General features: G+C 61.1%; 16 protein-coding genes. 7 read left to right on the forward strand and 9 right to left on the reverse strand.

Annotated features, from left to right (window positions below):
• Nucleotides 1-11 precede the first annotated feature (11 nt).
• Together ACIPL2_RS24770 and ACIPL2_RS24775 are read right to left on the reverse strand one after the other, a co-directional pair.
• Nucleotides 12-1,631: an FMN-binding glutamate synthase family protein gene (locus tag ACIPL2_RS24770; RefSeq protein ID WP_401360724.1), complete on the reverse strand. Its 1,620-nt coding sequence runs from the start codon at nt 1,629-1,631 to the stop codon at nt 12-14.
• 151 nt (nt 1,632-1,782) lie between these two features.
• Nucleotides 1,783-2,583, reverse strand: a complete 801-nt coding sequence (locus tag ACIPL2_RS24775) for a LuxR C-terminal-related transcriptional regulator (RefSeq protein ID WP_059406091.1) — start codon at nt 2,581-2,583, stop codon at nt 1,783-1,785.
• Between the two features lie 123 nt (nt 2,584-2,706).
• Here ACIPL2_RS24775 and ACIPL2_RS24780 point away from each other — a divergent pair, with 123 nt between their 5' ends.
• Together ACIPL2_RS24780 and ACIPL2_RS24785 are read left to right on the forward strand one after the other, a co-directional pair.
• Nucleotides 2,707-3,528 carry a carbon-nitrogen hydrolase family protein gene (locus ACIPL2_RS24780; RefSeq protein ID WP_401360727.1) on the forward strand — a complete coding sequence of 274 codons (822 nt, stop codon included), beginning with the start codon at nt 2,707-2,709 and terminating at the stop codon, nt 3,526-3,528.
• Nucleotides 3,529-3,752: 224 nt separating this feature from the next.
• Nucleotides 3,753-5,078: an APC family permease gene (locus tag ACIPL2_RS24785; protein WP_401360729.1), complete on the forward strand. Its 1,326-nt coding sequence runs from the start codon at nt 3,753-3,755 to the stop codon at nt 5,076-5,078.
• A gap of 124 nt (nt 5,079-5,202) precedes the next feature.
• On the opposite strand, the gene ACIPL2_RS24790 is transcribed toward ACIPL2_RS24785, so the two are convergent.
• From ACIPL2_RS24790 to ACIPL2_RS24810, 5 genes are read right to left on the reverse strand one after another with little or no spacing between them, the layout of a single operon-like run.
• On the reverse strand, nt 5,203-6,609 hold the full coding sequence (locus ACIPL2_RS24790; protein WP_401360731.1) for an ATP-binding protein: 1,407 nt from the start codon (nt 6,607-6,609) through the stop codon (nt 5,203-5,205).
• Nucleotides 6,606-8,417, reverse strand: a complete 1,812-nt coding sequence (locus tag ACIPL2_RS24795; RefSeq protein WP_401360733.1) for a DAHL domain-containing protein — start codon at nt 8,415-8,417, stop codon at nt 6,606-6,608. Before ACIPL2_RS24795 ends, ACIPL2_RS24790 begins: the two co-directional genes overlap by 4 nt.
• A complete protein-coding gene (locus ACIPL2_RS24800) occupies nt 8,414-9,373 on the reverse strand; it encodes a cytochrome-c peroxidase (protein ID WP_401360735.1) in 960 nt (319 codons plus the stop codon). The genes ACIPL2_RS24795 and ACIPL2_RS24800 overlap by 4 nt, the downstream gene beginning before the upstream one ends.
• A 44-nt stretch (nt 9,374-9,417) precedes the next feature.
• Nucleotides 9,418-11,292 (reverse strand): putative bifunctional diguanylate cyclase/phosphodiesterase, encoded by a 1,875-nt coding sequence (locus ACIPL2_RS24805; protein WP_401360737.1) that lies wholly within the window; start codon nt 11,290-11,292, stop codon nt 9,418-9,420.
• On the reverse strand, nt 11,289-13,595 hold the full coding sequence (locus ACIPL2_RS24810) for an EAL domain-containing protein (RefSeq protein WP_401360739.1): 2,307 nt from the start codon (nt 13,593-13,595) through the stop codon (nt 11,289-11,291). The genes ACIPL2_RS24805 and ACIPL2_RS24810 overlap by 4 nt, the downstream gene beginning before the upstream one ends.
• Nucleotides 13,596-13,850: 255 nt before the next feature.
• Here ACIPL2_RS24810 and ACIPL2_RS24815 point away from each other — a divergent pair, with 255 nt between their 5' ends.
• The 4 genes from ACIPL2_RS24815 to ACIPL2_RS24830 all read left to right on the forward strand — a co-directional run bounded on the left by ACIPL2_RS24815 (nt 13,851) and on the right by ACIPL2_RS24830 (nt 17,012).
• On the forward strand, nt 13,851-15,206 hold the full coding sequence (locus ACIPL2_RS24815) for an HD domain-containing phosphohydrolase (RefSeq protein WP_401360741.1): 1,356 nt from the start codon (nt 13,851-13,853) through the stop codon (nt 15,204-15,206).
• A 210-nt stretch (nt 15,207-15,416) separates the two neighbouring features.
• Nucleotides 15,417-15,851 carry an NUDIX domain-containing protein gene (locus ACIPL2_RS24820; protein ID WP_401360743.1) on the forward strand — a complete coding sequence of 145 codons (435 nt, stop codon included), beginning with the start codon at nt 15,417-15,419 and terminating at the stop codon, nt 15,849-15,851.
• Between the two features lie 22 nt (nt 15,852-15,873).
• Nucleotides 15,874-16,512, forward strand: a complete 639-nt coding sequence (locus ACIPL2_RS24825) for a LysE family translocator (RefSeq protein ID WP_401360745.1) — start codon at nt 15,874-15,876, stop codon at nt 16,510-16,512.
• Nucleotides 16,513-16,514: 2 nt separating this feature from the next.
• Complete coding sequence (locus ACIPL2_RS24830) at nt 16,515-17,012, forward strand: GNAT family N-acetyltransferase (RefSeq protein ID WP_401360832.1); 498 nt, start codon at nt 16,515-16,517, stop codon at nt 17,010-17,012.
• Nucleotides 17,013-17,276: 264 nt separating this feature from the next.
• Here the strand turns inward: ACIPL2_RS24830 and metR are convergent, their stop codons facing one another.
• Nucleotides 17,277-18,194, reverse strand: coding sequence for a transcriptional regulator MetR (gene metR, locus ACIPL2_RS24835; RefSeq protein WP_401360747.1), 918 nt, complete (start codon nt 18,192-18,194; stop codon nt 17,277-17,279).
• Nucleotides 18,195-18,302: 108 nt separating this feature from the next.
• On the opposite strand from metR, the gene metE reads away from it, so the two are divergent.
• Nucleotides 18,303-20,615, forward strand: a complete 2,313-nt coding sequence (metE, locus tag ACIPL2_RS24840; protein WP_401360749.1) for a 5-methyltetrahydropteroyltriglutamate--homocysteine S-methyltransferase — start codon at nt 18,303-18,305, stop codon at nt 20,613-20,615.
• 133 nt (nt 20,616-20,748) lie between these two features.
• On the opposite strand, the gene ACIPL2_RS24845 is transcribed toward metE, so the two are convergent.
• Nucleotides 20,749-25,971: a dermonecrotic toxin domain-containing protein gene (locus ACIPL2_RS24845; protein ID WP_401360751.1), complete on the reverse strand. Its 5,223-nt coding sequence runs from the start codon at nt 25,969-25,971 to the stop codon at nt 20,749-20,751.
• Nucleotides 25,972-26,101: the final 130 nt, after the last annotated feature.

Raw genomic sequence — 26,101 nt, forward strand, 5'->3', positions numbered from 1 at the left:
AGCCGTCAGGGTCAGGCCGCTGCCAATTCATTCGGCTCGAAACTGTCCGCCCGCGCCATCTGCCACATCCGCGAATAAAACTCGCCGTTCACTTCACCGGTGAGCAATTCCCCCGGTTTCAAAAATACGTGCAGCTGCGAGAACAGTTTGATCTCGGTGGCCGACATACGTCTTACCAAATGTTTGGCCGACAACTGCGATGGATGATCGAGGCCGGCAGCGGCGAGCATTTCGGCCAGAGCCTTGAGCGTGTTGCGGTGGAAGTTGAACACGCGCTGGGCCTTGTCCGGCACCACCAACGCGCGCTGACGCAGGGTGTCCTGGGTGGCGACGCCGGTCGGGCATTTGTTGGTGTGGCAGCTTTGCGACTGGATGCAGCCGATGGCGAACATGAAGCCGCGCGCCGAGTTGGCCCAGTCGGCGCCGATGGCCAGGACGCTGGCGATGTCGAAGGCGCTGACGATCTTGCCACTGGCGCCGAGCTTGATCTTGTCTCGCAGGTTCAGGCCGACCAGCGTGTTGTGCACGAACAACAGGCCTTCGCGCATCGGTACGCCGATGTGGTCGGTGAACTCCACGGGCGCGGCGCCGGTGCCGCCTTCCTTGCCGTCGACCACGATGAAGTCCGGGAGAATCCCGGTTTCCAGCATGGCCTTGGCGATGCCCATGAATTCCCATGGATGGCCGAGGCAGAACTTGAAGCCCACCGGTTTACCGCCGGACAGTTCACGCAGTTGCTGGATGAAATGCATCAGTTCGATCGGCGTGGAAAATGCGCTGTGCCGCGACGGCGAGATACAGTCTTCGCCCATCAAAATGCCGCGTGTTTCGGCGATTTCCTTGGTGACCTTGTGCTTGGGCAGGATCCCGCCGTGGCCGGGTTTGGCGCCTTGGCTCATCTTGATTTCGATCATCCGCACCTGCGGTGTCTGCGCTTGTGCGGCGAAGCGTTCCGGATCGAAACGGCCGTCGGCGGTGCGGCAACCGAAGTAGCCGCTGCCGAGTTCCCAGGTCAGGTCGCCGCCGTTTTCCCGGTGATACGCGCTGATGCTGCCTTCACCCGTGTCGTGGGCGAAATTGCCGAGTTTGGCGCCCTGGTTCAACGCGCGAATGGCGTTGGCGCTGAGCGAGCCAAAACTCATGGCCGAGATGTTGAACACCGACGCCGAGTACGGCTGCGTGCACTGCGGGCCGCCGACCGTCACGCGGAAACTGCTCGGGTCGCTCAACGGCGCCGGGCGCATGGAGTGGCCGATGAACTCGAAACCTGACTGATACACGTCGATCAACGTGCCGAAAGGTTTGTCGGCGCTTTCGTTCTTGGCCCGGGAATAGACCAGCGAACGCTGGGCGCGGGAAAAGGGCAGGGCGTCGCTGTCGGATTCGAGCAGGTACTGACGGATTTCCGGACGGATGCCTTCGACCAGGTAGCGGATGTTGCCGAGGATCGGGTAGTTACGCCGCACGGCGTGCGGGCTTTGCAGCAGGTCGAACAGGCCCACCAGGCTGAGGGCGCCCGTCACTGCGGTGATTGGCCAGAGCCAGTCGTGTTCGAGGAAGGGCAGGCTGGCGAGGGTGAATATCACGCAGACGGCAAAGAAGGCGTAGCGGCTCAGGAGTGACAGGCTCATACGGGTTCCTTGGGTTCGGACTCGGTCGTGTTCACACGCTATCCCCTGTAGGAGCGAAGCTTGCTCGCGAAAGCGGTGTATCAGCCACCCTCAATGTTGAATGTGATGGCCTCTTCGCGAGCAAGCTTCGCTCCTACGGGACGGTGGTGTATCAGGCGTTTTGGGCCTGGAGAAAGATGGAAAACAGCTCGGACTGGGATTTGATTCCCAGTTTGCTGTACATGTGTTTCTTATGGACTTTCACGGTTTCAACTGAGATTTCCAGCTTACGGGCGATTTCCTTACTGGAGCAACCGCTGAGCATCAACCTTCCGACGTCCAGCTCGCGAGCGGTCAATTGCGCGCCTTTGAGTTGTTGCACTGAGGCTTCGAGCTGCACCCGCCAGTCACCCTGGATCGGCGCCGGCGCGAGGGCCACGACCTCGTTGATTTCGTAAGGCAGGCGCTGGCGCAACAAGCCAAGCACCCACGGCTGGATCAGCGACAGCAAGGCAATCTGCTGGCCGCTGAAGCGCTGCTTGCTGCCCAGTGACAGGCACAGCGTGCGGTCGCCTTCGAGCTGGCAATTGAACTGGATTTCGTCGGCCACCACATTCAGACGAAAGTAGCGTTGGTAATACTCGGTCAGCTCGAAATGCTCCGGCGCGACCTCCGACAGGCGATACAACCCGGTGCGCGATTGCTCGCGGCAGGCGATGTAGAACGGATCAAGCAGGTACAAGCCGCGCAGGTAATCCTGGAACAACTGATCGGGGCTGCCGTCCTCACCGGGACATTCGGCGAACACCTGCGGGTGCTGATCGGCGCTGAAAAGCAGCGCCACCCAGCTGTCGAAGGTCACGTACTGGTCCAGCAACCGGACCAGCTGCGTCCAGAAATTCGGCTTGTCCAGCGCATCGATCAGTTGCCCGACCGAGCGGTGCCAGGCGATGTCGTCTAACGAGAGTGTCATGCCTCTACCCCTATCGGGTTACCCCAGCCGCGTAATTCCCTGGCCGGTTGCTTGCTGCGCATACTGGCGCACAGACACCGACCGGGCAATCTTTCTGCATCCGGGCCATAACAAGGAATACCCATGAAGGTCGAACTCGCCCAATTGGCAGGCCGTGACAACGACACGGCTTACAACCTCGAACGCGCCCTGGCGGCGATTGCTGCCTGCGCCGCCGATACGCAGCTGATCATGTTTCCGGAAAGCCACTTGATGGGCTTTCCCTCGGCCGACACAGTGGCCGCGATCGCTGAACCCCTGAATGGCCCGACCGTCAGCGCGATTGTCACCGCCGCCCGTGAACGCAACATTGCCGTGGTCATCGGTACGGCCGAGAACGATAACGGCCGTTTCTTCAACACCACGCTGCTGATCACGCCCGAAGGCATTGCCCTGCGCTACCGCAAGACCCACCTGTGGGCCTCGGATCGCGGCGTGTACGAGCCGGGCGATCGCTACGCCACGTGCCTGTGGAACGGGGTGCGCGTGGGCCTGCTGATTTGCTACGACATCGAATTCCCGGAAACCGCCCGCGCCCTGGCGCAGTTGGGCGCCGAATTGCTGATCGTCACCAACGGCAACATGGACCCATACGGCCCGACCCACCGCACCGCGATCATGGCCCGTGCCCAGGAAAACCAGGCGTTTGCGCTGATGGTCAACCGGGTGGAAGAGGGCGATGGCGGATTGCTGTTCGCCGGCGGCAGTGCGCTGGTCGATCCGCTGGGCACGCTGTTGTTCGAAGCCGGGCGGGAGGAAGGGCAGTTTGCGGTGGAGCTGGACCTGAAGCAGCTGACGGCGGCGCGGCAGGATTATCGGTACCTGGATGATCAGCGGCTGAAGTTGCCGGGGGAATTGGTTGAGCATGCGTCGGGATTGCGCGAGCTGCTGATTCCCAAGGGCTGATCCAGATTTTTTGTGGTGTGTGCCGGCCCCTTCGCGAGCAAGCCCGCTCCCACATTGGTTTTGTGAACGCCCGAGATTAAATGTGGGAGCGGGCTTGCTCGCGAAGAGGCCCTGACAGACGACGCACCTTTTGACCGTTGAACCCAGAACAACAACGCAACACCCGTAATTTTTGCGCCGAACTCGGCTCTGCCATAAATCTAATAAATTCGGAGTAGTCGCTCATGGCTCGTTTGCAACGCACCCTGTCATTGGGTTCGGTGGTGCTGTTCGGCATCGCCTACATGACGCCGATCATTGTGCTCGGCACCTTTGGCATCCTCGCTCAATCCACCGCCGGCATGGTCCCGGCCGCTTACCTCGCGGCGCTGGTGGCGATGTTCTTCACCGCCATGAGCTACGGCCGCATGGCTGCGGCGTTCCCGGTGGCCGGCTCGGCCTACAGCTATGTGCGCAAAGCGATCAGCCCGAAACTCGGTTTCATCGCCGGCTGGGCGGTGTTGCTTGATTACCTGTTCCTGCCCATGGCGATCTGGCTGATCGGCGCCGCCTACCTCAACTCCGCGTTCCCGGCCGTGCCGCAGTGGATCTGGGTGCTGGCGTTCATCGGCATCACCAGCGCCATCAACATCATCGGCCTGAAACTGGCCAACGGCATCAACGCGCTGCTGATGCTGGTGCAGTTCCTGGTGCTGATTGCGTTTGTCGCGCTGTGCGTGCACTACGTCGGCGGCGATGCGAGCACGCCGTTGTGGTCGATCAAACCGTTCTTCAACGGCGACATGCAGATGCCGCTGATCATGAGCGGCGCGGCCATCGCCTGTTACTCGTTCCTAGGTTTCGACGCGGTCAGCACCCTGACCGAAGAAACCCGCGACCCACGTCGCACCATCCCACGGGCGATCATGCTGATTACGTTGATCGGCGGGCTGATCTTCGTCAGCGTGTCCTACTTTGTGCAGATCGCCCACCCGTCGTTCCAGTTCGACAGCGTCGACTCGGCGGCTTATGAAATCGCCCGCAACATCGGTGGCGACCTGTTCGTGACGATCTTCCTGATTGGCCTGATCGTCGGCCAATTCGCCTCGGGCCTGTCGGCGCAAGCCAGCGGTTCGCGCCTGTTGTTCGCCATGGGCCGCGACGGTGTGCTGCCAAAATCCTTCTTTGGCACCTTGCACGAACGCTTTGGCACGCCGGTCAACAGCATCCTGCTCTGCGCGGTGGTGGCGTTGCTGGCGCTGAAACTGGACGTGACGACGTCAACCTCGTTCATCAATTTCGGCGCGTTCCTCGCGTTCAGCCTGGTGAATTTGTCGGTGATCTTTCATTACTGGATCGGCGGCGAAAAGAAAGGCCTGCGCGAGTTCGTGCTGTTCCTGCTGTTCCCGTTCATTGGCCTGGCAGCGGACTTGTGGCTGATGGTCAGCCTCGATCACCTGGCGATTTACCTGGGCCTGAGCTGGCTGGCAATTGGCGTGGTGTACCTGGCGGTGCTGACCGGCGGCTTCCGTCGCCAGCCACCGGAAATGGATTTCCAGGAAGCCACCTGATCAGCTGACCGGTGAAGAGCCTTGTGGGAGCGGGCTTGCTCGCGAAGGCGGTGTGTCAGTCGACTTCTTAAGTGACTGACACGGCCTCTTCGCGAGCAAGCCTGCTCCCACATTTGAATGGTGTTCAGGCGGCGGGTTTTGTTTGGTGGATCGGCAACTGCACCCGAAACGTGGTGCCCACACCCAGTTCACTGCGCACCGAAATATCCCCCCGGTGTTTCTTCACGATGCCATACGACAAGGACAACCCAAGCCCCGTCCCCTGGCCCACCGGTTTGGTGGTGAAGAACGGATCGAAGATTTTCTTCAGGTGCTCCGGGGTAATACCGGCACCGGTGTCGGCGACTTCGATCCATACCGTTTCAGCCTCGACCCCGGTGCGCAGGGTCAGGGTGCCGCGCGCCGGGCCGATGGCTTGGGAGGCGTTGACGATCAGGTTCATGATCACCTGATTGATTTGCGATGGCAGGCATTCAATCTCGGGCAGCGGCTGATAATCCTTCACCACATCGGCCTTGTACTTCAGTTCGTTGGCGACAATGTTCAGGGTCGACTCGATGCCTTGCTGCACATTCGCCCACTGCCACTCCTGGCTGGAGTCCACGCGGGAGAAGTCCTTGAGGTCCTTGACGATCTGCCCGACCCGGCTGATGCCGTCCTTGGATTCCTTGATCAGCAGTGGAATGTCTTCGCGCAGGAACTCCAGTTCGACCTTATCGCGCAGCTGTCGTAATCGCTCGACGAGCTCAGTCGAACCAATCGCTTCTTCTGCGTCCCGGTACGCGTCGAGCATTTCCTGCAGTTGCTTGAAGTAGCCATCGAGGGAACCGAGGTTGGAGGAAATGAAGCCAATCGGGTTGTTGATTTCATGGGCGACGCCCGCCGCGAGTTGCCCCAATGAGGCGAGTTTTTCCGATTGCACCAGCTGCGATTCAAGCTGTTTGCGCTCGTCGATTTCTCGCTGCAACTCAACGCTGGTTTCGCTGAGTTGCCGGGTTCGGCGTTCGACCATCTGCCCCAAATCGTCCATCTGCACACTGGCCCGTTCGGTCATGTCCCATTTGGTCAGCAGGGTGTTGGCCATCTGCTGGACTTCAATGTTGTCGAACGGCTTTTTCAGAATCAGCAGGCGATCGTGCGCCTGCAAACGGTCGAGCAGTTCATCCCAGGAATAGTCGGAATAGGCGGTGCACACCACCACTTGCAGGCGGGGGTCTGCCTGCCATAAATGTTCGATGGTCTGCGCGCCGTCCCAGCCCTCGGGCATGCGCATGTCAACGAAAGCCAGCGCGTAGGGCCGATGTTCCTGCAAGGCCCATTTGAGTTTGCCCAGCCCCTCTTGTCCGCCGTACGCCGAATCCAGCTCGAACAGGACGCTGGCGGATTTCACGGTGCCGCCGAACAGCGCGGCTTCCATCTCGTCCAGTTCGACGGTCGGTGCCGGCGTCGGCGTGAGAATCTTGCGGAAATCCACATGAATGGACGGCGTGTCGTCGATCAGCAGAATGCGTCGATTGGACGGCGCGTTCATGCATCCTCCGTGACGGTTTTCAGCGGGATCTGCAAGGTGAACAACGCGCCCTTGCCGGGGCCGTCGCTATGGGCGGTAAGGTGGCCGTTCATCTCGATGGCGGCCAGGGCGCAGCTGTGCAGGCCGAAGCCGTGACCCTCTTTGCGCGTGGTAAAACCATGGGCAAAGATCCGCGTCATGTTTTCCTCGGCAATGCCTTCGCCGTCATCCTTGACGCTGACTTGCAAGGTCGTGTCTTCGACGATTTTTACCCCGAGGGTCATTTGCCGTGGGCGATCGCTGAGCTCGGACATCGCGTATTTGGCGTTGCTGATCAGGTTGATCAGGATCAGCAGCAACCGGTGCTTGTCGCCCATCACCTGTGGTACGTCGCTGTAATCCTTGACCACCGTGACGTGGTGCCGGGTCAGGGCGCCGGAGTTCATCCGCAGCGCATCCTCCAGCAATTCACTGATGTGCAGCGGTTCCATCAAGCTGTTGGCGCCGGCGTACGACTGCTGGGTGGCGACGATGTCCTTGATGTGGTCGACGCTTTTGCTCAACTGCGCAAGTTCGTCGGTCATGCCTTGCTGTTCGAGGGCAATGGCCTCCACCAGTTGATTCAAGTAGCCGGGCAACAACTTGCCTTTCTCATCCTGAGTCAGGAAAGTCCCGAGGTCGTCTTGATGCTGATTGATCAGCTGCATCGCCTTGCCGAGGCCCTGCGCCTTGCTGGCGCGCACTTTGCGGCTGACCAGATCGGCCGAAATGTTCACGCTGTTGAGCACGTTGCCGACGTTGTGCAACACATTGGTGGCGATCTCCGCCATGCCGGCCTGGCGCGCGGTGTCGAGCAGTTCGCTTTGGGTATCCCTGAGTTCGCGGGTGCGCTCTTCAACCCGCAGCTCCAGGTCGTCGTTGGCGGTTTTCAGGGCTTTGTTGACGCGATTGATCTCGGTGAAGCTGCGCATCAGGTGAATAGCCAGGTACACCAGCAGCAGCACCAGCAGCACCGAAAACACCAGCATGTAGAAGTGATAGCGTTGGTCGACCGCATCGGCCTGCTGCTGGTCGGTGTTCAGCAGGCTGGTGATGTCGTCCAGGCGTTCGGCCACGGGAATGTCTTCGATGTTTTCCAGTAAACGGTTGACCACCGGTTGCTCACGCATAATCAGACCGATGTGGTTGCTCAGAATATCGAGCGGGCTGTGGAACTGCTCCGGCAGTCGCAGTTTGTTCACCCCCAGTTTGTTCAAACCCACCAGGATTTCGGCCGCCTTGTCATCCGAGGTGACCATGGAAAATTCCATGGTGCTGAGCACCAAGTCATAGGTATCCGTGGCGATGTTCTGCAGTTGCAGTTTGTCGCCGTCTTGCAGTTGGGCCAAGGGTTCCTGAATGTCATCTTCGGCGGTCGGCAGGAACGCCAGCGAGTTGCGCAGCACCGCGTTGTGGGACTTGAATTGTTCCACCAGGCGGGTCTTTTCCTGGATGGCGCTCAGGTAGGCGTCATGGCCGGCGCGCCAGGCGGGCGTGTCGTTACGGCCGTGGTTCGACTCCATCGTATCGAACCGTTCCCACAGTTGCGTCATCTCGGTCAGCGGCGCGACCAGCGGATCGTAGTTGTGACTGATGGCGATCCTGGCCTTGAGGATCTCGGTTTCCCATTGCGCGTTCAGCTGTTTGATCCGCCCGATCAGGTCTCGGGATTCGGCGTAGGTCGTCGTCTGGTTCGAGTTGGATTTGAGGTACAGGAACAGCAGCGTCGAAGCCAGTATCAGGGCGACGACACTCAACAGTGCGAGGCTGCGCAGGCGGGACATTTTCATAAGGGTTTGCCTCCCCATTCACCGGTGAGGGTCTTGAGGAATTGGATGATCAGGGTCTTGTCCTCGTCAGAGGGAATGCGCCCGAGCTGAAACTTGAACATCACGTCCACCGCGTCCTCCAGGGTTTTCGCCGAGGCGTCGTGAAAGTACGGCGCGGTCACCGCGACGTTGCGCAGGCTCGGCACCTTGAACACGTTGCGATCCTCTTCATCCTGGGTCACCAGATAACGTCCCAGATCGGTTTGGGTCGGGTTGCCCCGCGTCTGGAAGTAGTCGCCCATGACCCCGAACTTCTGGAACATGTTGCCGCCGATGTTCACGCCTTGATGGCAGGCAATGCAGCCGTACTCCTTGAAGCGTTGGTAGCCGTACTTCTCTTCGATGCTGAGAATGTCGGTGTTGCCTTGCAGGTATTGGTCGAAACGAGAATTGGTGCTGATCAAGGTGCGCTCGTAGCTGGCCAGGGCGTTTTGCACATTCTTCATGGTCACGCCATCCGGGTAAGCGTGGCCAAACGACGCCTGGTAAGCCGGATCGGCCGTCAGTGTCTGTACCACGTGGTCCCAGTTGCTGCCCATTTCGCTGGGGCTTTGCACCACATCATGGATCTGGGTTTCCAGGGTGTCGGCCCGGCCGTTCCAGAATTGCCGGAAGTTCAGGCTGGCGTTGAACACGCTCGGGGTATTGATCGCCACCGGAAGGCCGGCAAAACCAATGGAAAAGTCCTTGTCGTCGGCGCCGCCGCTTTCCAGTCGATGACAACTGGCGCAAGACAGGCTGCCGTTGACCGACAAGCGAGGTTCGTTGAACAACAGGCGACCGAGTTCGACCCGCAACGGGTTCTGCTGCGGCACCGCCGGCAGCGGTTTGAGCGGCTCATCCAGCGGCGCGCCCTTGGCGTTCAGGCAGAGTCCGAGTAGCGGCGCCATGAGCAGGCGGTGGAAGGAGGACGACATCTGATGATTCCTTGGCTAATGGCCGGTGTGTCGTTTCGCATCGTTCACTTGACTGCGGATGGGGGAAGTTTTACGGACCTCAGGTACTGCACGAAGGCGTCCGGCTCCACGGCTTTGCTGAAGTAATACCCTTGGCCCTCTTCACATTGATGGGATTTGAGGAAATCCAGTTGTTCGAGGGTTTCCACCCCTTCGGCGATGATGGTCAGGTTGAGGCTGCGGCCCAGGCTGATGATCGCGCTGACCAGTGCGGCGTCATTGCTGTCGCTGCTCAAGCCGCGAATGAACGACTGGTCGATTTTCAGCACATCGATGGGAAAACGCCGCAGGTAACTTAGGCTGGAATAGCCGGTACCAAAGTCATCGATGGCCAGGCGCACCCCCAATTCCTTGAGGCGGGTCAGGGCGTTTACGGTGGTGTCGATGTTCTGCATCAACACGCCTTCGGTAATTTCCAGTTCCAGCAACGCCGGTTCCAGGCCGGTTTTTGCCAGTGTCTGTTCGATGCCGTCGACAAAGTCGCGCTGACGGAAATCGATCGCCGACATGTTCACCGACATGCAAATCTTCGGCAGCCCGGCGGCCTGCCAGGCGCAGGCTTGTCGGCAGGCTTCGGCCAGCACCCATTTGCTCAGCGGCACAATCAGGCCGCTGTCTTCGGCGACACTGATGAACTCCGACGGGTAGACCAGACCTTGCCCCGGTTTTTGCCAGCGAATCAAGGCCTCGGCACCGACCACCTGGCCGCTGCCCAAGTCCAGTTTGGGTTGGTAATGCAGGACAAACTCGTTGCGCTCAAGCCCCAGGCGGATGCCGGTCTCGATGCTTTGCTGATCCCGGGCGCGCTGGTTCATTTCGTCGATGAAAAAACTGAAATCGTTCGGGCCGCTTTCCTTGACGTTGCGCATCGCGGTTTCGGCTTTCTTGATCAGCGCGATGGCATCAAAGCCGTCGTCGGGATAAATGCTGATGCCCAGGCTGGCGGTCACGCTCAGGTCATGCCCGGCGATGTGCTGCGGTGCGCGGATGGCGTGCAAAAGTTTTTCGGCGATGCCCTTGGTCTGCTGGGGGTGGCGGATGTCGCCGAGGATCACCACGAATTCGTCGGAACCGTAGCGAAACACCGAATCGGACTCACGCACCGTCGCCACCAGATTTCGCCCGACTTGTTTGAGCATCTCGTCACCAGCCGGATGCCCCAAGGCATTGTTGATGCGCTTGAAGCGATCGAGCCCCAGAAACATCACCGCCAGCTGCTTGTCATGGCGTCGAGACAAGGCCAGGGACTGGTTCAAGCGGTCACCGAGCAAGGTGCTGTTGGGCAATTCAGTCAACACGTCGTACTGCAACAGGTGCGAGACCTTGAGCAGTTCGTGGACCCGCGCCTCGATGGTTTGCTCCAGGCTGAGCACCTTCATTGCCGCGTCCTGGGCCATCTGCCATTTCCAGGTCAGGGCACTGGCCATCTGGCGTATTTCCAGGCTGTCGAAGGGTTTTTTCAGGACCAGCAACTGGTCGCCGAATTCCAGCCGTTCGGCCATGGCTTCCCAGGTGTAATCGGAATAGGCCGTGCACAGCGCGATTTGCAGGTGCGGGTCGGCCTTCCACAGTTGTTCGATGGTTTCCAGGCCGTCCCAGCCCGGTGGCATGCGCATGTCGGTGAACACCAAGGCGTAGGGGCGACCTTCGGCCAGCGCCTGCGTAACCAGTTCGAGGGCTTCCTGGCCCTGATAGGCCGAGTCAAGCTGGAACGTCAGCCGGTCAAGCTGCATTGTGCCGAACAAGGCTTCTTCCGTACCGGCCAGATTTTGTTCACCCTCGGTTTCGGGGCCGAGGATCTTGCGAAAGTCCTGATGGATCGAAGGCGTGTCGTCCACGATCAGAATGCGCCGATTGGTCCGCACGAAAGGCGTTTTCATTCCTTGTCCTCCGTGAAGCGTGGCGGGTTGTCCAGAATCGGCCCGATGTCGCGGTGGGCGGGCACGATGCTCCCGGCTTTCAACAGCTCGGCGGCCTGCTGGCTGCTGACGGCTTTGCTGAAGAAGTAACCCTGGGCGTTCATCGGCGAGCCGGTGGCCATCAGCGAACTGCGCTGTTCCTGGGTTTCGACACCTTCGGCGATGATTCCGATCCCGACTTCCCGAGCGAAGTTGATAATGGCGCGCAACGTGTTGGCGCTGGCCGGGTCGCGGGCGGCGGTGTCGATGAAGGCCTGGGCGAGCTTCAGGTGATTGACCTGATAAGTCTTGAGGTAGTCGAACGAAGAATATTCGGTGCCGAAGTCGTCGATGGCGATCTTCACCCCCAGCTCGCGGAGGCGTGGCAGCACATCGTTGTGGGTCCATTTGGTCTGGGCCAGCGTCGCCTCGGTGACGTCGAAGCGCAGGTCCCACGGGCACAGTTCCCAGCGTGCGGTGGTGCGCAGCACGTCATAGATCAGCTCGGGGCCACTCTTGAGTTGCGCCAGCGACAACTTGATCGCAATCACCGGCGGTGCCATGCCTGCGTCGCGCCACTGGCGCATCTGTTGGCAGGCGCGATCCAGCACCCAGTGACCGAGGGCAACGATGGTGCCGGTCTTCTCGGCGGCGGGCAGGAACGCCGCGGCGTCGAGCAGACCGCGCTCGGGGTGGTTCCAGGTGACCTGCGCTTCCATGCCAAGGATCTTGCCGCTGCTCAGGTCGACTTCCGGCCAGTAATGCAGTTCGAGTTCGTTGTGTTCAATGGCCTCGCGCAAATCACTGGCGATGGCCATGCGCTCGACCACCTCCTGATTGATCTCCTCGGAGTGGAAGTGGTACTGGTTGCGGCCCTTCTCCTTGGAGCGATAAAGCGCCATGTCCGCCTGGGTCAGCAGCCCGTCGGCGCTGGTGCACGCCGCGCTGTAACTGCTGATGCCGATGCTGACCGAAACCCGCACGTCGTTGCCGCTCAGGGGGTAGGGCAGCACCAGCGCATCGCGGACCTTGGCGGCCAGGGCCGCGGAGTGGGTCGGGTCGCTGACGTCCAGTTGCAGTATCGCGAACTCGTCACCGCCGAGGCGGGCGACGACATCGTTCTCGCGCACGCAGGCCTTCATCCGCCGGGCGACTTCTTGCAGTAACAGATCGCCCACCGGGTGCCCGAGGGTATCGTTGATCCGTTTGAAGTGATCCAGGTCCAGATAAAAGATCGCGAACGGTGTCGCCCCTCGACGTGCAGCAGCGAAGGCCTGGTGCAGCCGTTCGATCAGCGTCGCGCGGTTGGCCAGTCCGGTGAGCCCGTCGGTGCGCGCCAGCAGGGCGATTTTCTCTTCGGCCACCTTGCGCTCGGTGATGTCGATAATGATGCCTTCGACTTCGAGCAAGCGGCCTTCGTCATCACGCACCGGGATGTAGCGGTTTTCCACCCAGCGCCAGGCACCTGCGCCGGTGCGCAGGCGAAACTCGATGGACGCCCCGGCCGCATGGCGGTCCAGCACCCGGGCCATGGCGGTGTCGACTTTCACTTGATCGTCGGGGTGGACCAGTTCCTGAGCCCAGTTGGCCGAGGCCACCAGATTCGCGGCGATGTGCCCGTACTTGGTGATGTTGTGGGAGATATACATCAGCGGGAACGACGGTTCGCCGCGCAGCCGGTACAGGATGGTCGGGCTGTTTTGCACAATGATGTTGGCATCGGAGAGCTCCCGGGTGCGCTCCTCGACCGCTTGTTCGAGCAGCGACATCTTCAGCGCTGCGTCTTCGGTCATTTGCCACTTGGCGGTCAATGCGCTGGCCATTTGGCGAATTTCGATGGCGTCGAACGGTTTTTTCAGAATCAGCAGGCGATCGCCCAGCTCCAGGCGCTCGTCGATGTCTTCCCAGGAATAATCGGAATAGGCGGTGCAGAGCGCCACTTGCAGCTTGGGATCGACCTGCCATAGCCGCTCGATGGTTTCCAGCCCGTCCCAGCCCGGTGGCATGCGCATGTCGATGAAGGCCATCGCGTAGGGCAGGTCGTTGGCCAGCGCCGTCTCGACCTTGTCCAGGGCTTCGAGGCCCTGGAACGCCGAATCGAGCACGAAACTTTGCAGCGATATCGCCGCCGGGGTGCCGAACAGGGCGTTTTCGGCGCTGGTCAGGCGGTCGTCATCGATCGATGGCGGGCTGAGGATCTTGAAGAAATCCTCATGAATAGAGGCGGTGTCATCGACGATGAGAATCCGACGGTTGGTCCGCGCCAGTAGCGTATTTATCGACATACGCGGCGACCAACGGTTTGGTGCGGTGTGCGCATAGGGGGCATCCTTTCCCTGATCACCTGGCCGAACGTACAGATTATGGATCCGAGTGATCAGAGCATAGTCCTCTGACTGGCACTTCGCTCATCCGAATGAGGCGAATGAATTCCCGGGACCGGCGGAAAATCATCTAGCCTGTAGTTCAGGCTCCAGCAATAGGGGATGTTTGCCCGAAGCCTGACACGAAGCGGTAGCTGTTTCACTTGAGGTGACGCCATGGAAGAGCAACTCCCCACGACTTTGACCGATAAACCCAAGGTGCTGCTGGTCGATGATGAGGAGTCAATCCTCAACAGCCTGCGTCGCCTGTTACGCGGCCAGCCCTTCGAGGCGCTGCTGGCCACCAGCGGTGCCCAGGCCCTGGAAATCATGGCGCAACAGCCCATCGACCTGGTGATGAGTGACGCGCGCATGCCCAACATGGACGGCGCCACGTTGCTGGGCCATATCCATAAGCGCTACCCGACCACCACGCGCATCCTGCTGACCGGCTACGCCGACCTGCCGACGATCATCAAAGCCATCAACGAAGGGCAGATCCACCGCTACATCAGCAAACCCTGGAATGACGAGGAAATCCTCCTGACCTTGCGCCAGGCCCTGGCGCATCAGCACTCGGAGCGCGAGCGCCAGCGCCTGGAGTTGCTGACCCGGCAGCAGAACGACCAATTGAAGTCGCTCAATACCACGCTTGAAAAACACGTCGCCGCGCGCACGGCCGAACTCCAGCAGACCGCCGACATGCTCGACCTGGCCTACGAAGAGCTCAAGCACAGCTATGTCACCGGCACCGAGGTGTTCTCCTTGCTGGCCAACCTGCGCTTGCCGCCGGCCAAACAGACCAACCGCCAGATCATCGAGCTGGTGCGGGTGCACTGCAAACTTCATGGGCTGGACGAAGCCAGCAGCCGCGACCTGGCCATGGCCGCCGCGCTCTACAACATCGGCAAGCTGAGCTGGACCGACAGCATGATGACCGCGCCGTCGGACCTGCTGCACCACAATGACCGCGAGCGCTATCGCGGTTACCCGAAGCAGAGCGAGTCGCTGTTGATGACCCTCGACCCGATGAAGGACGCCGCCCGTCTGATCCTTCACCATCAGGAGCGCTGGGACGGCAGCGGTTTCCCCGACCGGCTCAAGGGCGAGGCGATTCCGTTCGGTTCGCGGCTGTTGAAACTGGCCGTGGATTTCATCGAGTTGCAGCGCGGGCTGATCCTCGAACGGCAGATGAACAGCGATGAAGCGCTGGTCTACATCCGCAACTATGCCGGCAAGCTTTACGACCCCGAGATGGTCGAGGACTTCATTCAGGTCTGCGCCGCGTACCAGAGCGATGTTTCGCTGGCCGATCCATCGGTCAAGGTGTTGACCACGCGAGAAGTGGCGGCGGGCATGATCCTGGCGCGCAATCTCAATGCCGACAACGGCATGCTGCTGCTCAATGCCGGCAAGGTGCTGAACGGGCCATTGGTGGAGAAGCTGATCGCGTTTGAATCCATGGAAGGTGCGAAATACAGCATCTTCGTAAAAATCCCGGAAGAAGAAGGCGCGATTCTCGAAGCCGGCTAGCTTTTCCAGATACTCCACTGAACCAATGTGGGAGCGGGCTTGCTCGCGAATGCGGTGTGTCAGCCATCAACAATGTTGAATGCTAAACCGCATTCGCGAGCAAGCCCGCTCCCACAGGGATTGGCGGATGGCCTGCTGATTTTTCGGGGTGACGAGGCCCCTTCGCCCATGTGATCCTTTGCGCCTTTCACCCTAGGCCGATTCAGATCCATGACGCTTTCATCCGCTACCTCCCCACACCTCATCCGCATCGCCGCCGCCCTGTTGATCGGCCCGGACGGCCGCACGCTGCTGGTGCGCAAGCGCGGCACCGAGGCCTTCATGCAACCCGGTGGCAAGATCGAAGCCCATGAGCAACCGGCCCACGCCCTGGCCCGCGAACTGGAAGAAGAGTTAGGCCTGGTCGTCGATCCGGCGCATGCCTCCTACCTCGGGCAGTTCTCGGCACCGGCGGCCAACGAGCCGGGTTTTGTCGTACAGGCCGAACTCTTTCTGCTGACCATCGATTCCGACGTCACCCCGGCCGCCGAGATCGAAGAGGTGCGCTGGATCGACCCGGCCACTGACGGCGATCTCAGTCTGGCGCCATTGACACGGGACCTGATCCTGCCGTTTTATCGTGCTTCGCTGATCGCGACTGCCTGATCATTTACGCAAAGGAACCGCCATGATCCCGCTTCAAGACTTGCTGATCTTCGCCGCGGCCGCACTGCTGATGGTGCTGACGCCGGGGCCGAACATGATCTACCTGATCTCCCGCTCGATCTGCCAGGGGCGCAAGGCCGGAGTGACCTCGTTGCTCGGTGTGGTCGCCGGGTTTTTCGTGCACCTGTTCGCGGCGGCGGCCGGGTTGACGGCGGTGTTTCTGGCGGTGCCGATGGCCTATGAAGTGCTGAAGTGGGCCGGCGCGCTGTACTTGTTGTGGCTGGCCTGGCAGGCGGTCAAGCCGGGCGCGCGTTCACCGTTCGAAGCGCAACAGTTGCCACCGGACTCCTCGCGCAAACTGATCACCATGGGCTTTTTGACCAGTGCGCTGAACCCGAAGATCGCGGTGTTTTATCTGTCGGTGTTTCCGCAGTTCATCACGCCGGAGCACGGTTTGGTGTTCACCCAGAGCATTGTGCTGGGCCTGACCCAGATTGGCGTCAGTTTCAGCGTTAACCTGCTGATCGCGCTGTTCGCCGCCGGCATCGCCTCGTGGTTCGTCAATAATCCGACCTGGCTTTCGGTGCAGCGCTATTTCATGGGGTTCGTACTGTCTGCGCTGGCGGTGCGGCTGATGATTGAACAACGTCGGATGGCGTGACCATGTGGATTGAGCGGCTTGATGCCAGTCATGCCCTGGATTATCGGGCGCTGATGCTCGAAGCCTACGACCTTCACCCCCAGGCGTTTACCTCCAGCGTGCGCGAACGCGCGGCGATGCCGTTGAGTTGGTGGGAATCGCGCCTGACCAGCAAACTCGACGTGGTGCTCGGGGCGTTCGAGGAAGGGCAGCTGGCGGGCATTGTTGGCCTGGCCTTCGAGCCCCGGGAAAAAGCCCGGCACAAGGCGACGCTGTTCGGCATGTACGTGTCCGGCAAGGTCCGTCAGCGCGGGCTCGGTTATCAGCTGGTGCAGGCTGCTTTGGCTGAGGCGCAAAACCACCAAGGCTTGAGGCTGATTCAGCTGACCGTCACCGCCGGCAACGAAGCGGCGTTCAACCTCTACCAGCGCTGCGGCTTCATCCAGTTCGGCCTCGAACCGCTGGCGGTGCGGGTCGGCGAGGACTACTTCGACAAAATCCACATGTGGCGTGAACTTTAAGGATCACCGCAACCCCTGTAGGAGCGAGGCTTGCCCGCGAAAGCGTTCTGCCTGACACATTGATATGGAATGTGCAGCCGCCTTCGCGGGCAAGCCTCGCTCCTACAGGGGAGCGGTTACGCGGCAATCATTCTGTAGGAGCGGTTACGCGGCAATCATTGTGTAGGAGCGAGGCTTGCCCGCGAAGAACGATAACGCGGTGTCTCAGATACACCGCAGCGTTCCTTTCGCGGGCAAGCCTCGCTCCTACAGGTCTGTGGTGTGCTAGCGGACGGCGCTGACACCGTCGAGTGTCGAGAACGATGTGTCTTTGGCGGTCAGCAAAAAATCGCGCATGTACGGCGCGTCCAGCATGTCGGCGCGGATCCCGGCATACAGCGTCGCAAACAATCCTTTCTCGCCCAGCCGCTTGCCCTTCACGTAACCCCGTGAGCTGTATTCATGCAGCGCCCAGTGCGGCATGCCGCAGACGCCGCGCCCGCTGGCCACCAACTGCATCATCATCACCGTCAGTTCCGAGGTGCGGACCTGCGCCGGTTCGATGTCGGCCGGTTCGAGGAAGCGGGTGAAGATGTCCAGCCGATCACGCTCCACCGGGTAAGTGATCAGGGTTTCGGTGAGCAAATCCTCGGGGACGATGTAGGCCTTGCTCGCCAAACGGTGCTGGTTGGCCACCGCGAGCATTGCTTCGTAGGTGAACAACGGCACGTAAGTGATCCCGGCCAGTTCCAGCGGATCGGACGTCACCACCAGGTCCAGGTCGCCACGGGCCAGGGCTGGCAGCGGGGCGAAGGAGAAGCCCGAGGCCAGGTCCAGCTCGACTTCCGGCCAGGCATCGCGGAACTGGTCGATGGTCGGCATCAGCCACTGAAAGCAACTGTGGCACTCGATCGCCATGTGCAAGCGCCCGGCGGTGCCACCGGCCAGCCGCGCGATGTCGCGCTCGGCACCACGCAGCAACGGCAAGGTGGCGTCGGCCAGTTGCAGCAGGCGCAAACCGGCGCTGGTGAAACGCACCGGTTTGGTCTTGCGCACAAACAGTGGCATGCCCATGCGTTCCTCCAGTTCCTTGAACTGATGGGACAGGGCCGACTGGGTCAGGTGCAGGCGGTCAGCTGCATCCACCAGGCTATCGGCTTCACGCAAGGCGTGCAGGGTCTTCAAGTGACGGATTTCAAGCACCGGGGGCTCCATGAGGAAAACTTGTGATCAACACGAAAAGGTTGAGTTTGTCTCATGTTGAGTGGGCTGTCGATAATGGCGCCATCTTTTACAGGGAGGAAACTCACCATGGCCTTGGCCCACACCCTCGGTTTTCCACGCATCGGCGCTGACCGCGAACTGAAAAAAGCCCTCGAATCCTACTGGAAGGGCGATCTCAATCAGGACGCGCTGAACAGCGTCGGCCGCCAATTGCGCGCCACTCACTGGCAATTGCAGAAAGATGCCGGCATCGACCTGTTGCCCGTGGGCGACTTCGCCTGGTACGACCAGGTCCTGACCCATTCCTTGACCTTCGGTGTGATTCCCGAGCGTTTCGACAGCGCCAAGGATTCGCGCGGCCTGCCGACCCTCGACACCCTGTTCGCCATGGCCCGTGGCGCCACGGCGAAATGCTGCGGCGGTGACCACGCCAAGGCGCAATACGCCCAGGAACTGACCAAGTGGTTCGACACCAACTACCACTACCTGGTCCCCGAATTCAGCGCTGACCAACAGTTCAAGCTGAGCTGGGAACAGCTGTTCGATGAAGTCGACGAAGCCAAGGCCCTGGGCCACACCGTCAAACCGGTGATCATCGGCCCGCTGACTTACCTGTGGCTGGGCAAGGCCAAGGGCAACGACTTCGACAAGCTCGACCTGCTGGAACGCCTGCTGCCGATCTACGGCGAAATCCTCGGTCGCCTCGCCGCTCAAGGCATGGAGTGGGTGCAGATCGACGAACCGATCCTGACCCTCGACCTGCCGCAGGAATGGAAAAACGCCTTCGAACGCGCTTACCACATCCTTCAATACTCGCCGCTGAAAAAACTGGTGGCGACCTACTTCAGCGGTTTGCAAGACAACCTCGGCCTCGCCGTAGGCCTGCCGGTGCAAGGCTTGCACATCGACGCAGTACGGGCGCCGGATCAACTGCTGCACGTGCTCGATCGGCTGCCGACCTACAAGGTTCTCTCGGTAGGCCTGGTCAACGGTCGCAACGTCTGGCGCTGTGAGCTGGAGCCGGTGCTGGCCCAGCTGCAATTTGCCCAGGAACGCTTTGGCGACAACCTGTGGGTCAGCAGTTCCTGCTCGTTGCTGCACAGCCCGGTGGACCTGGAGCGTGAAGACAAACTCGACCCGGAACTGAAAAGCTGGCTGGCCTTTGCCGTGCAAAAGTGTGGCGAAATCGCCGTGCTGCGCGATGCCCTGAACGACCCGCAAGCGCCGAAAGTGCAAGCCGCCCTGGCCGAAAGCCGCGCCATTCAGGTCAGCCGCGCCGAGTCGCCACGTATCCACAAAGCCGAGGTGCAGGCGCGCATCGCTGCTGTTAGTCCTGCGGACAGCCAACGTCATTCGCCGTTTGCCAAACGCATCGAGCAACAGCGCGCACGTTTGCAACTGCCGGCATTCCCGACCACCACCATCGGCTCGTTCCCACAGACCGGATCGATCCGCCTGGCGCGCCAGGCTTTCAAGCAAGGCAAGCTGTCGGCCAACGATTACACCGACGCCATGCACCACGAAATCCGCCACGCCGTGCAAATCCAGGAACGCCTGGGCCTGGACGTACTGGTGCACGGTGAAGCCGAACGCAACGACATGGTCGAGTACTTCGCCGAGCAACTCGACGGCTATCTGTTCACCCGGTTCGGCTGGGTCCAGAGCTACGGTTCCCGTTGCGTGAAACCGGCGATCATCTACGGCGACCTGAGCCGCCCGAAAGCCATGACTGTCGACTGGATCACCTACGCCCAGAGCCAGACCGACAAGGTCATGAAAGGCATGCTCACCGGTCCCGTGACCATGCTGATGTGGTCGTTCCCGCGTGAAGACGTGTCGCGCAAAGTCCAGGCGCAGCAACTGGCATTGGCCCTGCGTGACGAAGTGCTCGACCTGGAAAACGCCGGCATCAAGATCGTGCAGATTGACGAAGCCGCGTTCCGCGAAGGCTTGCCGCTGCGCCGGGCGCAATGGCAGGAATATCTGGACTGGGCGGTGGAAGCCTTCCGCTTGAGCGCCAGTGGTGTGCGTGACGAAACCCAGATCCACACCCACATGTGCTACAGCGAATTCAACGACGTGATCGAAGCCATCGCGGCGATGGACGCCGACGTGATCACCATCGAAACCTCGCGTTCGGACATGGAGTTGCTGGAAGCGTTCGAAGCCTTCGACTACCCGAACGACATCGGTCCGGGTGTCTATGACATCCACTCGCCACGGGTGCCGGACACCGCCGAGATGGTCAAGTTGATCAGCAAAGCGGTGAAGCGCATTCCCGCCGAACGCTTGTGGGTCAACCCGGACTGCGGCCTGAAAACCCGCGCCTGGCCGGAAACCGAAGCGGCACTGGTCAACATGGTCGCCGCAGCCCGTCAGCTACGCAGCCAGCTGGCGTAACCCCGATCCCCTGTAGGAGCGAGCTCGCTCGCGATGGACGCCAACGATAACGCGTGTTGGCTGGATAAACGTGGCGTTCTCAAGTCCATCGCGAGCAAGCTCGCTCCTACAGGGTTTTGCGGTTTTGCGGTGTTCAGAGCGCGGAGAAGTGTTGGTTTCCCAGCGGTTTGCCGATGTCTCCACGCCAGATCGATTCGACCTGCACGCCGCTGCTGGCCTGGGCCTGCTGCCATTGCAGGCCCAGATTGCGTTGCTCGGGCAACTTCAAATGGCCTTTGACGAACTCGTTGAACGCGGGCTTGGCCGAGGTATAGTGGAAGTGCGCATACCATAAGGTGCGCGCCGTTTCGCCCCGCAGATCGCGCACCTCATATTCCTGCAGAAAATCCCTGCGCCCGTCCGCACGCTTGCCCAAATCCCGCAGCCCGCCTTCCTTGCGGATATCCACAACCTGTTGGCCCAGCAAATAGTCCAGATAGCCCTCGGTCGGGGTTTTGCTGTTCATGCTTTGATCAATTCGCAGCATGCGCCCGGTGCGCAAAAAATCATCCGCCCGGCCACGCAATTGCAGCGCAACCGGCTCCGTGGGTGAGAGCCGTTCGATGGCCTGGGCACGCAGGGTCAACTCCGCGGCTTCGCTGCTCATCATGTGCTCCAGGTCGACGGGCAGCATGTTTTGCCGCGCATAACCTTCGACTCTGTTTTGGTAAGCGTTGGCGGCACCCAGCCGCGTCCTGGCCTCCGCCAGTAGCGGCCCGACATCGGTCTGCAGTTGAGGCGGCGGACTGCCGACGGGTTCGCTGAGGTGATATTTGCCACTGGAGCGAGGCAGCCAGGTTTCCGTGTGGCCGTCGACACCCTCGATGGTGAAGCGCTTTTGCCGGGTCGCCGCGTCGGTACTGGCGACGCCGATCAGCAGTTGGTTGTCCTCGGTTTCGAAGAGTTGCTTGCCGCTCCGTCCCTCGTTCGGTGTGTTGGACGGCCGATTCTTGATGGCATGGCGTGCGAATTCTTCCACTTTCTCGAGGTTGTCGAGGAACACCGCGACGTGCTCCAGATCCAGGTGCTGCGGGTAACCCAGCGCCCACGCGCTGAGATTGCGGCGGAATTCGGCATAGGTGGCCAGGCAGTCTTCGAGCACTTTATTGCGTTGGGTGAAGCTGGCGCGCACTTCCGGCAGATGATGCTGGGTCAGCAAGGCGCGTCCGACCAGGTTGCGCGTCTTCTTCATCTGCACATGAAAGTAAACCCAGGACAGATTGGTAACGGCTTCATAGTGGGTGATGATTTCCAGCACGTGCGCCGTTTTCAGGTAGTAATAATTGGCGTCGCTGAACTTGTCGCTCAAGTTCGCGATGTCCTCGGCCATCATCGATTTTTGCGCGCGATTGGTGATCCGGCGATTCCAGCGATGGGCCTCCTGGACCGTCTCATGCAGTTGATCAAAATCCTTGAGGAAGTCTTTGCGTACCTCCTTGCGTTGCGCCATCAGACGCAAGTGCGCGGCCGTGTCGGTGGCCGGCGTCGTATCTGATCGGGCAATCAGTTGGTCGATACGATTGAGGTGTTCCACCAGAAGATCTTTGGTCAGCATCACCCGGCGTATCGAGCGGTCGACGATGATCCAGGCGCAGCGACTTTGAATGTCTTCGATCATGACGCGCTTTCGGCCATGGCTGAACGTCATCAGTTCTTCCAGGTTCAGGTACTGGTGTTGTGCAATCTCGATGTCGTTTGCGCAGGCCAGATCAACGCGGGCACGCACGGGTTGGCGTTGACCGGGTTCAAGGGCGAAGTACTGCTCCAGTTCGGCATTGGTGCTGCGGGTCTGGGTTTCGAGTCGCCGGGTGTACGCATCGGCAGTGTTGGTCAGAGTCAATTGGCGACGCAGGGCACGATCGGTCCACCAGCGCGGCAACCAACGGCGAATCGCGGCGGGCCACAGCGGGTCCAGCCCGTCGGCCATGTGCCCGAGCACCGCGCCGCCACCGACGCCGCCACCCTCGATCACCGTGCCGTACACCGCGTAATGGGTATTCCAGTGGCCGGTCTCATCGAGGGCGATGGGTTGTTTGTAGGGGCGGGCCCAGGTGCCGTGCAAACGCCATTGGCGCGAATCGCCGCTCAGTTCGATGCGATAGACGCGGCCCTGGCTGATCATGAAGTGGCCATCGGCGTGTCGATAGACATTGCGATAGGCCCCTTCGGTCCCTGGTTGCAGGCCGGCCAGGGAAATCTCGTGTTCGTATTCATAGCCTCTGAAGCGTTCCAGGGTGTGTCGGGCCTGTCGTTGCGTTGGCGGTTGCAAGGCCCCGGCGCTTTTGGCCACGGTGCGCCATTGACGATGGCGCGTGGCGGTGCGAGCAGCACTTGGCGTTGCGGAGATACCGGTCAAGATATCCATCGCCGCGTCAATCAAGGACAACAGCACCGCTTCAACTTCGGCCAGACCATGACCGACATGCCCACGCAAGAAAGCCGCAACCGCCAGATTGGCGCTGCCCCAGGCGTCATACAACGCCACGGCAGTCCCCACGAACGGCACCATGCCGACGGCCATTTTCAGGTAGTTGAACATGGCGCCGGACTGTAACGCGACGTGCTCAAGATACAAGGCATCGTTGGAGCGCGATGTCGCGCGATGGGCTTCGAGCAAACGGCCCATGTGCACATTGAGCAGGTGTGCCGCCAAAGAGGTCGTCGCCGGCCAAGCCATGCCTGTGCCAATCAGGGCGTCGAAGTTTTTCAACAGGGCCTGATTGATCCGGCTGACGTGGTGGGCGATATCGCCGGTCAACGCGCGGTCGGCCAGGTAGTTGACCATGCGTGTGTGCAGACACAGGTTGAACAGGGCGTTGCGCGCTTCTTCGAGGCTATCGTATTGGCGCAGGAATTGATCGTCGGGGCTGTCGGGCAGGTAGAGCAGGGTCAGGCCGCTGATCTGCTCCTCAATGAAGGTCACCCCGGCCAATGTGCTGGGCCCCTGGTTTTGCGTGTCTGCACCGCCCACGGTCAGGTGCGCCGGCAGCAGTACGATGCGCTTGCCGCTGGCCGCGTAGGCGTCGCGAGTATGGGCGTCGATGGCGATTTGCAGCACGTGCAGGCCGTCGGCGCTGATCTGTCGTTGCAGCAGGGCGAACTCGCCTTGCAGCCGGAGCATCAGGCGCCACGGTTCGCTCAGGCATTCACGCCGGTATTCGTTGCTGAAAGCCGACGCGGTCGAGGTGCCGAGGAAGGTCTCGCGGATCAGCGTTTCATATTTCCCGGCGAGGTCCAGCTCGGTGACCAGCGTGCGCAGCCAGGGTAGGGTGATGGCGGTTTTGAGCTTCTGGTGTTGCGTCTCGTCAGCGCCGCTGATCTCGACCTGCATGAACGACAGTCGCCACCCCAGCCCTTGATCGATGTTGCTTTGCGCCAGTTCGGCCAGTGACAGCTTGCTGCGCTGTTGACTGGCGATCAGCACACTTTTCTGCGGCGTGCCCGGCGCGGCACCGTCAGTCACGACTCTCTGCCAGGTGGTTGAGTCCGGCAGATCCAGTAGCACCTCGACGCTGTGTGTGAGGCCGAACTCCAGACGCAGGCGGGCATCGATGGCTTTTTTGCTGAAGGCTTCCCGCGCGGGCAGCTCGCGCTCAAGCAGGTCATGGGAACGCTGCATCGCCCGGAGGTAGGACTTGAACAACCCCGTGAGTCGCTCGCGTTGCGCGCCGGTCGGTGCGTCGAGCCACGATGGCAATTGACCTGCCAGCGCGCTGCTACGATTTTGCTCGATGATCTGCGCATAAGCCCGTTCCCGGGCGGCGGCGATGGGCACGGTCAAGCGGGCGTGGGTTTTTTCCCGCAGGTTATCCAGCTGCGCCGCACGCTGGTTGACATGCGACGGAACGGGATTATCGGCAATCAGTCGGGCTGCCTGTTGTTCACAGGTGTAGAGCTGGGCCTGCAACGCGTATTCGAACGGGTCGCCGGTCAATGCCGAGTAGTGCAAGGCTCGGGACGGGTCATTGCCCGTCATGTTGAACAGCGTTTGCTCCAGAGCCTGACGTGAGGCGAAGCGTTGCAGGCCACCGAAGCGTCCGGGCCAGTAGAGCAACAGCGGCTGGGTCGAGGTCGGCAGCAACGCAGACGGCTGGGCAAATACCAGCACACCGTCCAGTTCCTGGGCTTGCGTGCGGGTGGTTTCGCCCTCGGTGTCGGTGGCCGACAGCGTCAGCCGGGCGACAACCAGTTCTTGTGGGCGGGTTTGAGTGGGGGCGTCGAGCACGCTTGTCAGCCATTGATGTTCATCGCTGCTGATCTGATTCAGGCTCAATTGCAGCTCGGCCTCGGCGCGCAGCCCGCTCAGGCGTGCCTGATAGAGCTCGGCGTAGTGCGGGTTTGGCTGGTGACGCAGCTCCAGCATTTTTAGCGCGTCGGTGTGCAACAGCGCGGTGGCGGCGGCGCTGCTGGCCTGTTCGGCGGTCGTGAGCGTGTCGAGTTGCTGTTGCAGCCGTTGCAGGCGCGGGTCATTGGGGGCGCCTTGAAAGTCCGGGCCGAGCAGGCTCTCCAAGGCCCTTTGCTGTTGCGCCAGGGCACTGTGGCGCATGCCCAATGGAATGTCCGGGGTCAGCAGGCCGAATGGCGCACTGTTGTCGTTCGTATTTGCCATCGGCAGGTCGGGCGGCGCGGCAAAAACCGTTGCGTTGCGTTGCCGGTCCAGGGGCGCGATGGACAACCGCGACAGCAGCGATTCGGCAGCGGTGTGCAGAATGGGCTTGGCGAGAGCCGTGTAGTCGACGCCGGGGGTGTCTGTTTCGAGCCGGGATTGGCCGAACAATTGCGGCTGATGGTCAATCAGCCAGCGCTCCAATGCGTCACGGGTTTGAAAGGTGCGCCAGGCCGGTTGCCCTGAGGGCAGGTACAACAATCGCGCTGCCGGCCGGGTTGAATCGAGGCCGATGACCAATGCCCCCGAGAGCTCGACCCGCCGACCCTCCGTGCTCGTTAGCGCGGGTTGGCTGACCTGGATGTCGGGCTGCTCTTCCGACAGGGCTGGATCGATGATCGCCAGCAGCACTTTGATCTGTTCGCCGCTCAGGTTGCCCTGAGCGAACGCCAGTTGGCTCGAGGCCTCGAAATGCTGGCGGTACAGGCGGGCCGCCTGGGCCCGGCGTGACAGGTCGGTGCCGTGCGCACGTGCGCTCCACCAGTTGGCATCGAGTGGCGACTGCGGGTGCTGCGCCATGAGTTCGAGCCATTGCTCAAGGCAATCATTGCTGCGCGCCAAAGCGCTCAGGAGCAGGCTTTGATCCAGGTTGGGATTCAAAGGGTGGACGAGGCCGAAGTCGGCCGGCGGGGGCGTGGGTTCGTCGAGCATGGCGACGGGTCTCCAAGGGGCAAGGGCCGGGCTTTGCCGGCGTCCAGGCCATTAGAGATCAGGGGTGGGAAGGCGTGGCGGTACATAGTTATCGCGTTGTGCCGTTTCAATAGTCGATGACCGCTCGGCA

The sequence above is a fragment of the Pseudomonas sp. NPDC086251 genome (assembly GCF_044746405.1).
Lineage (GTDB): Bacteria > Pseudomonadota > Gammaproteobacteria > Pseudomonadales > Pseudomonadaceae > Aquipseudomonas.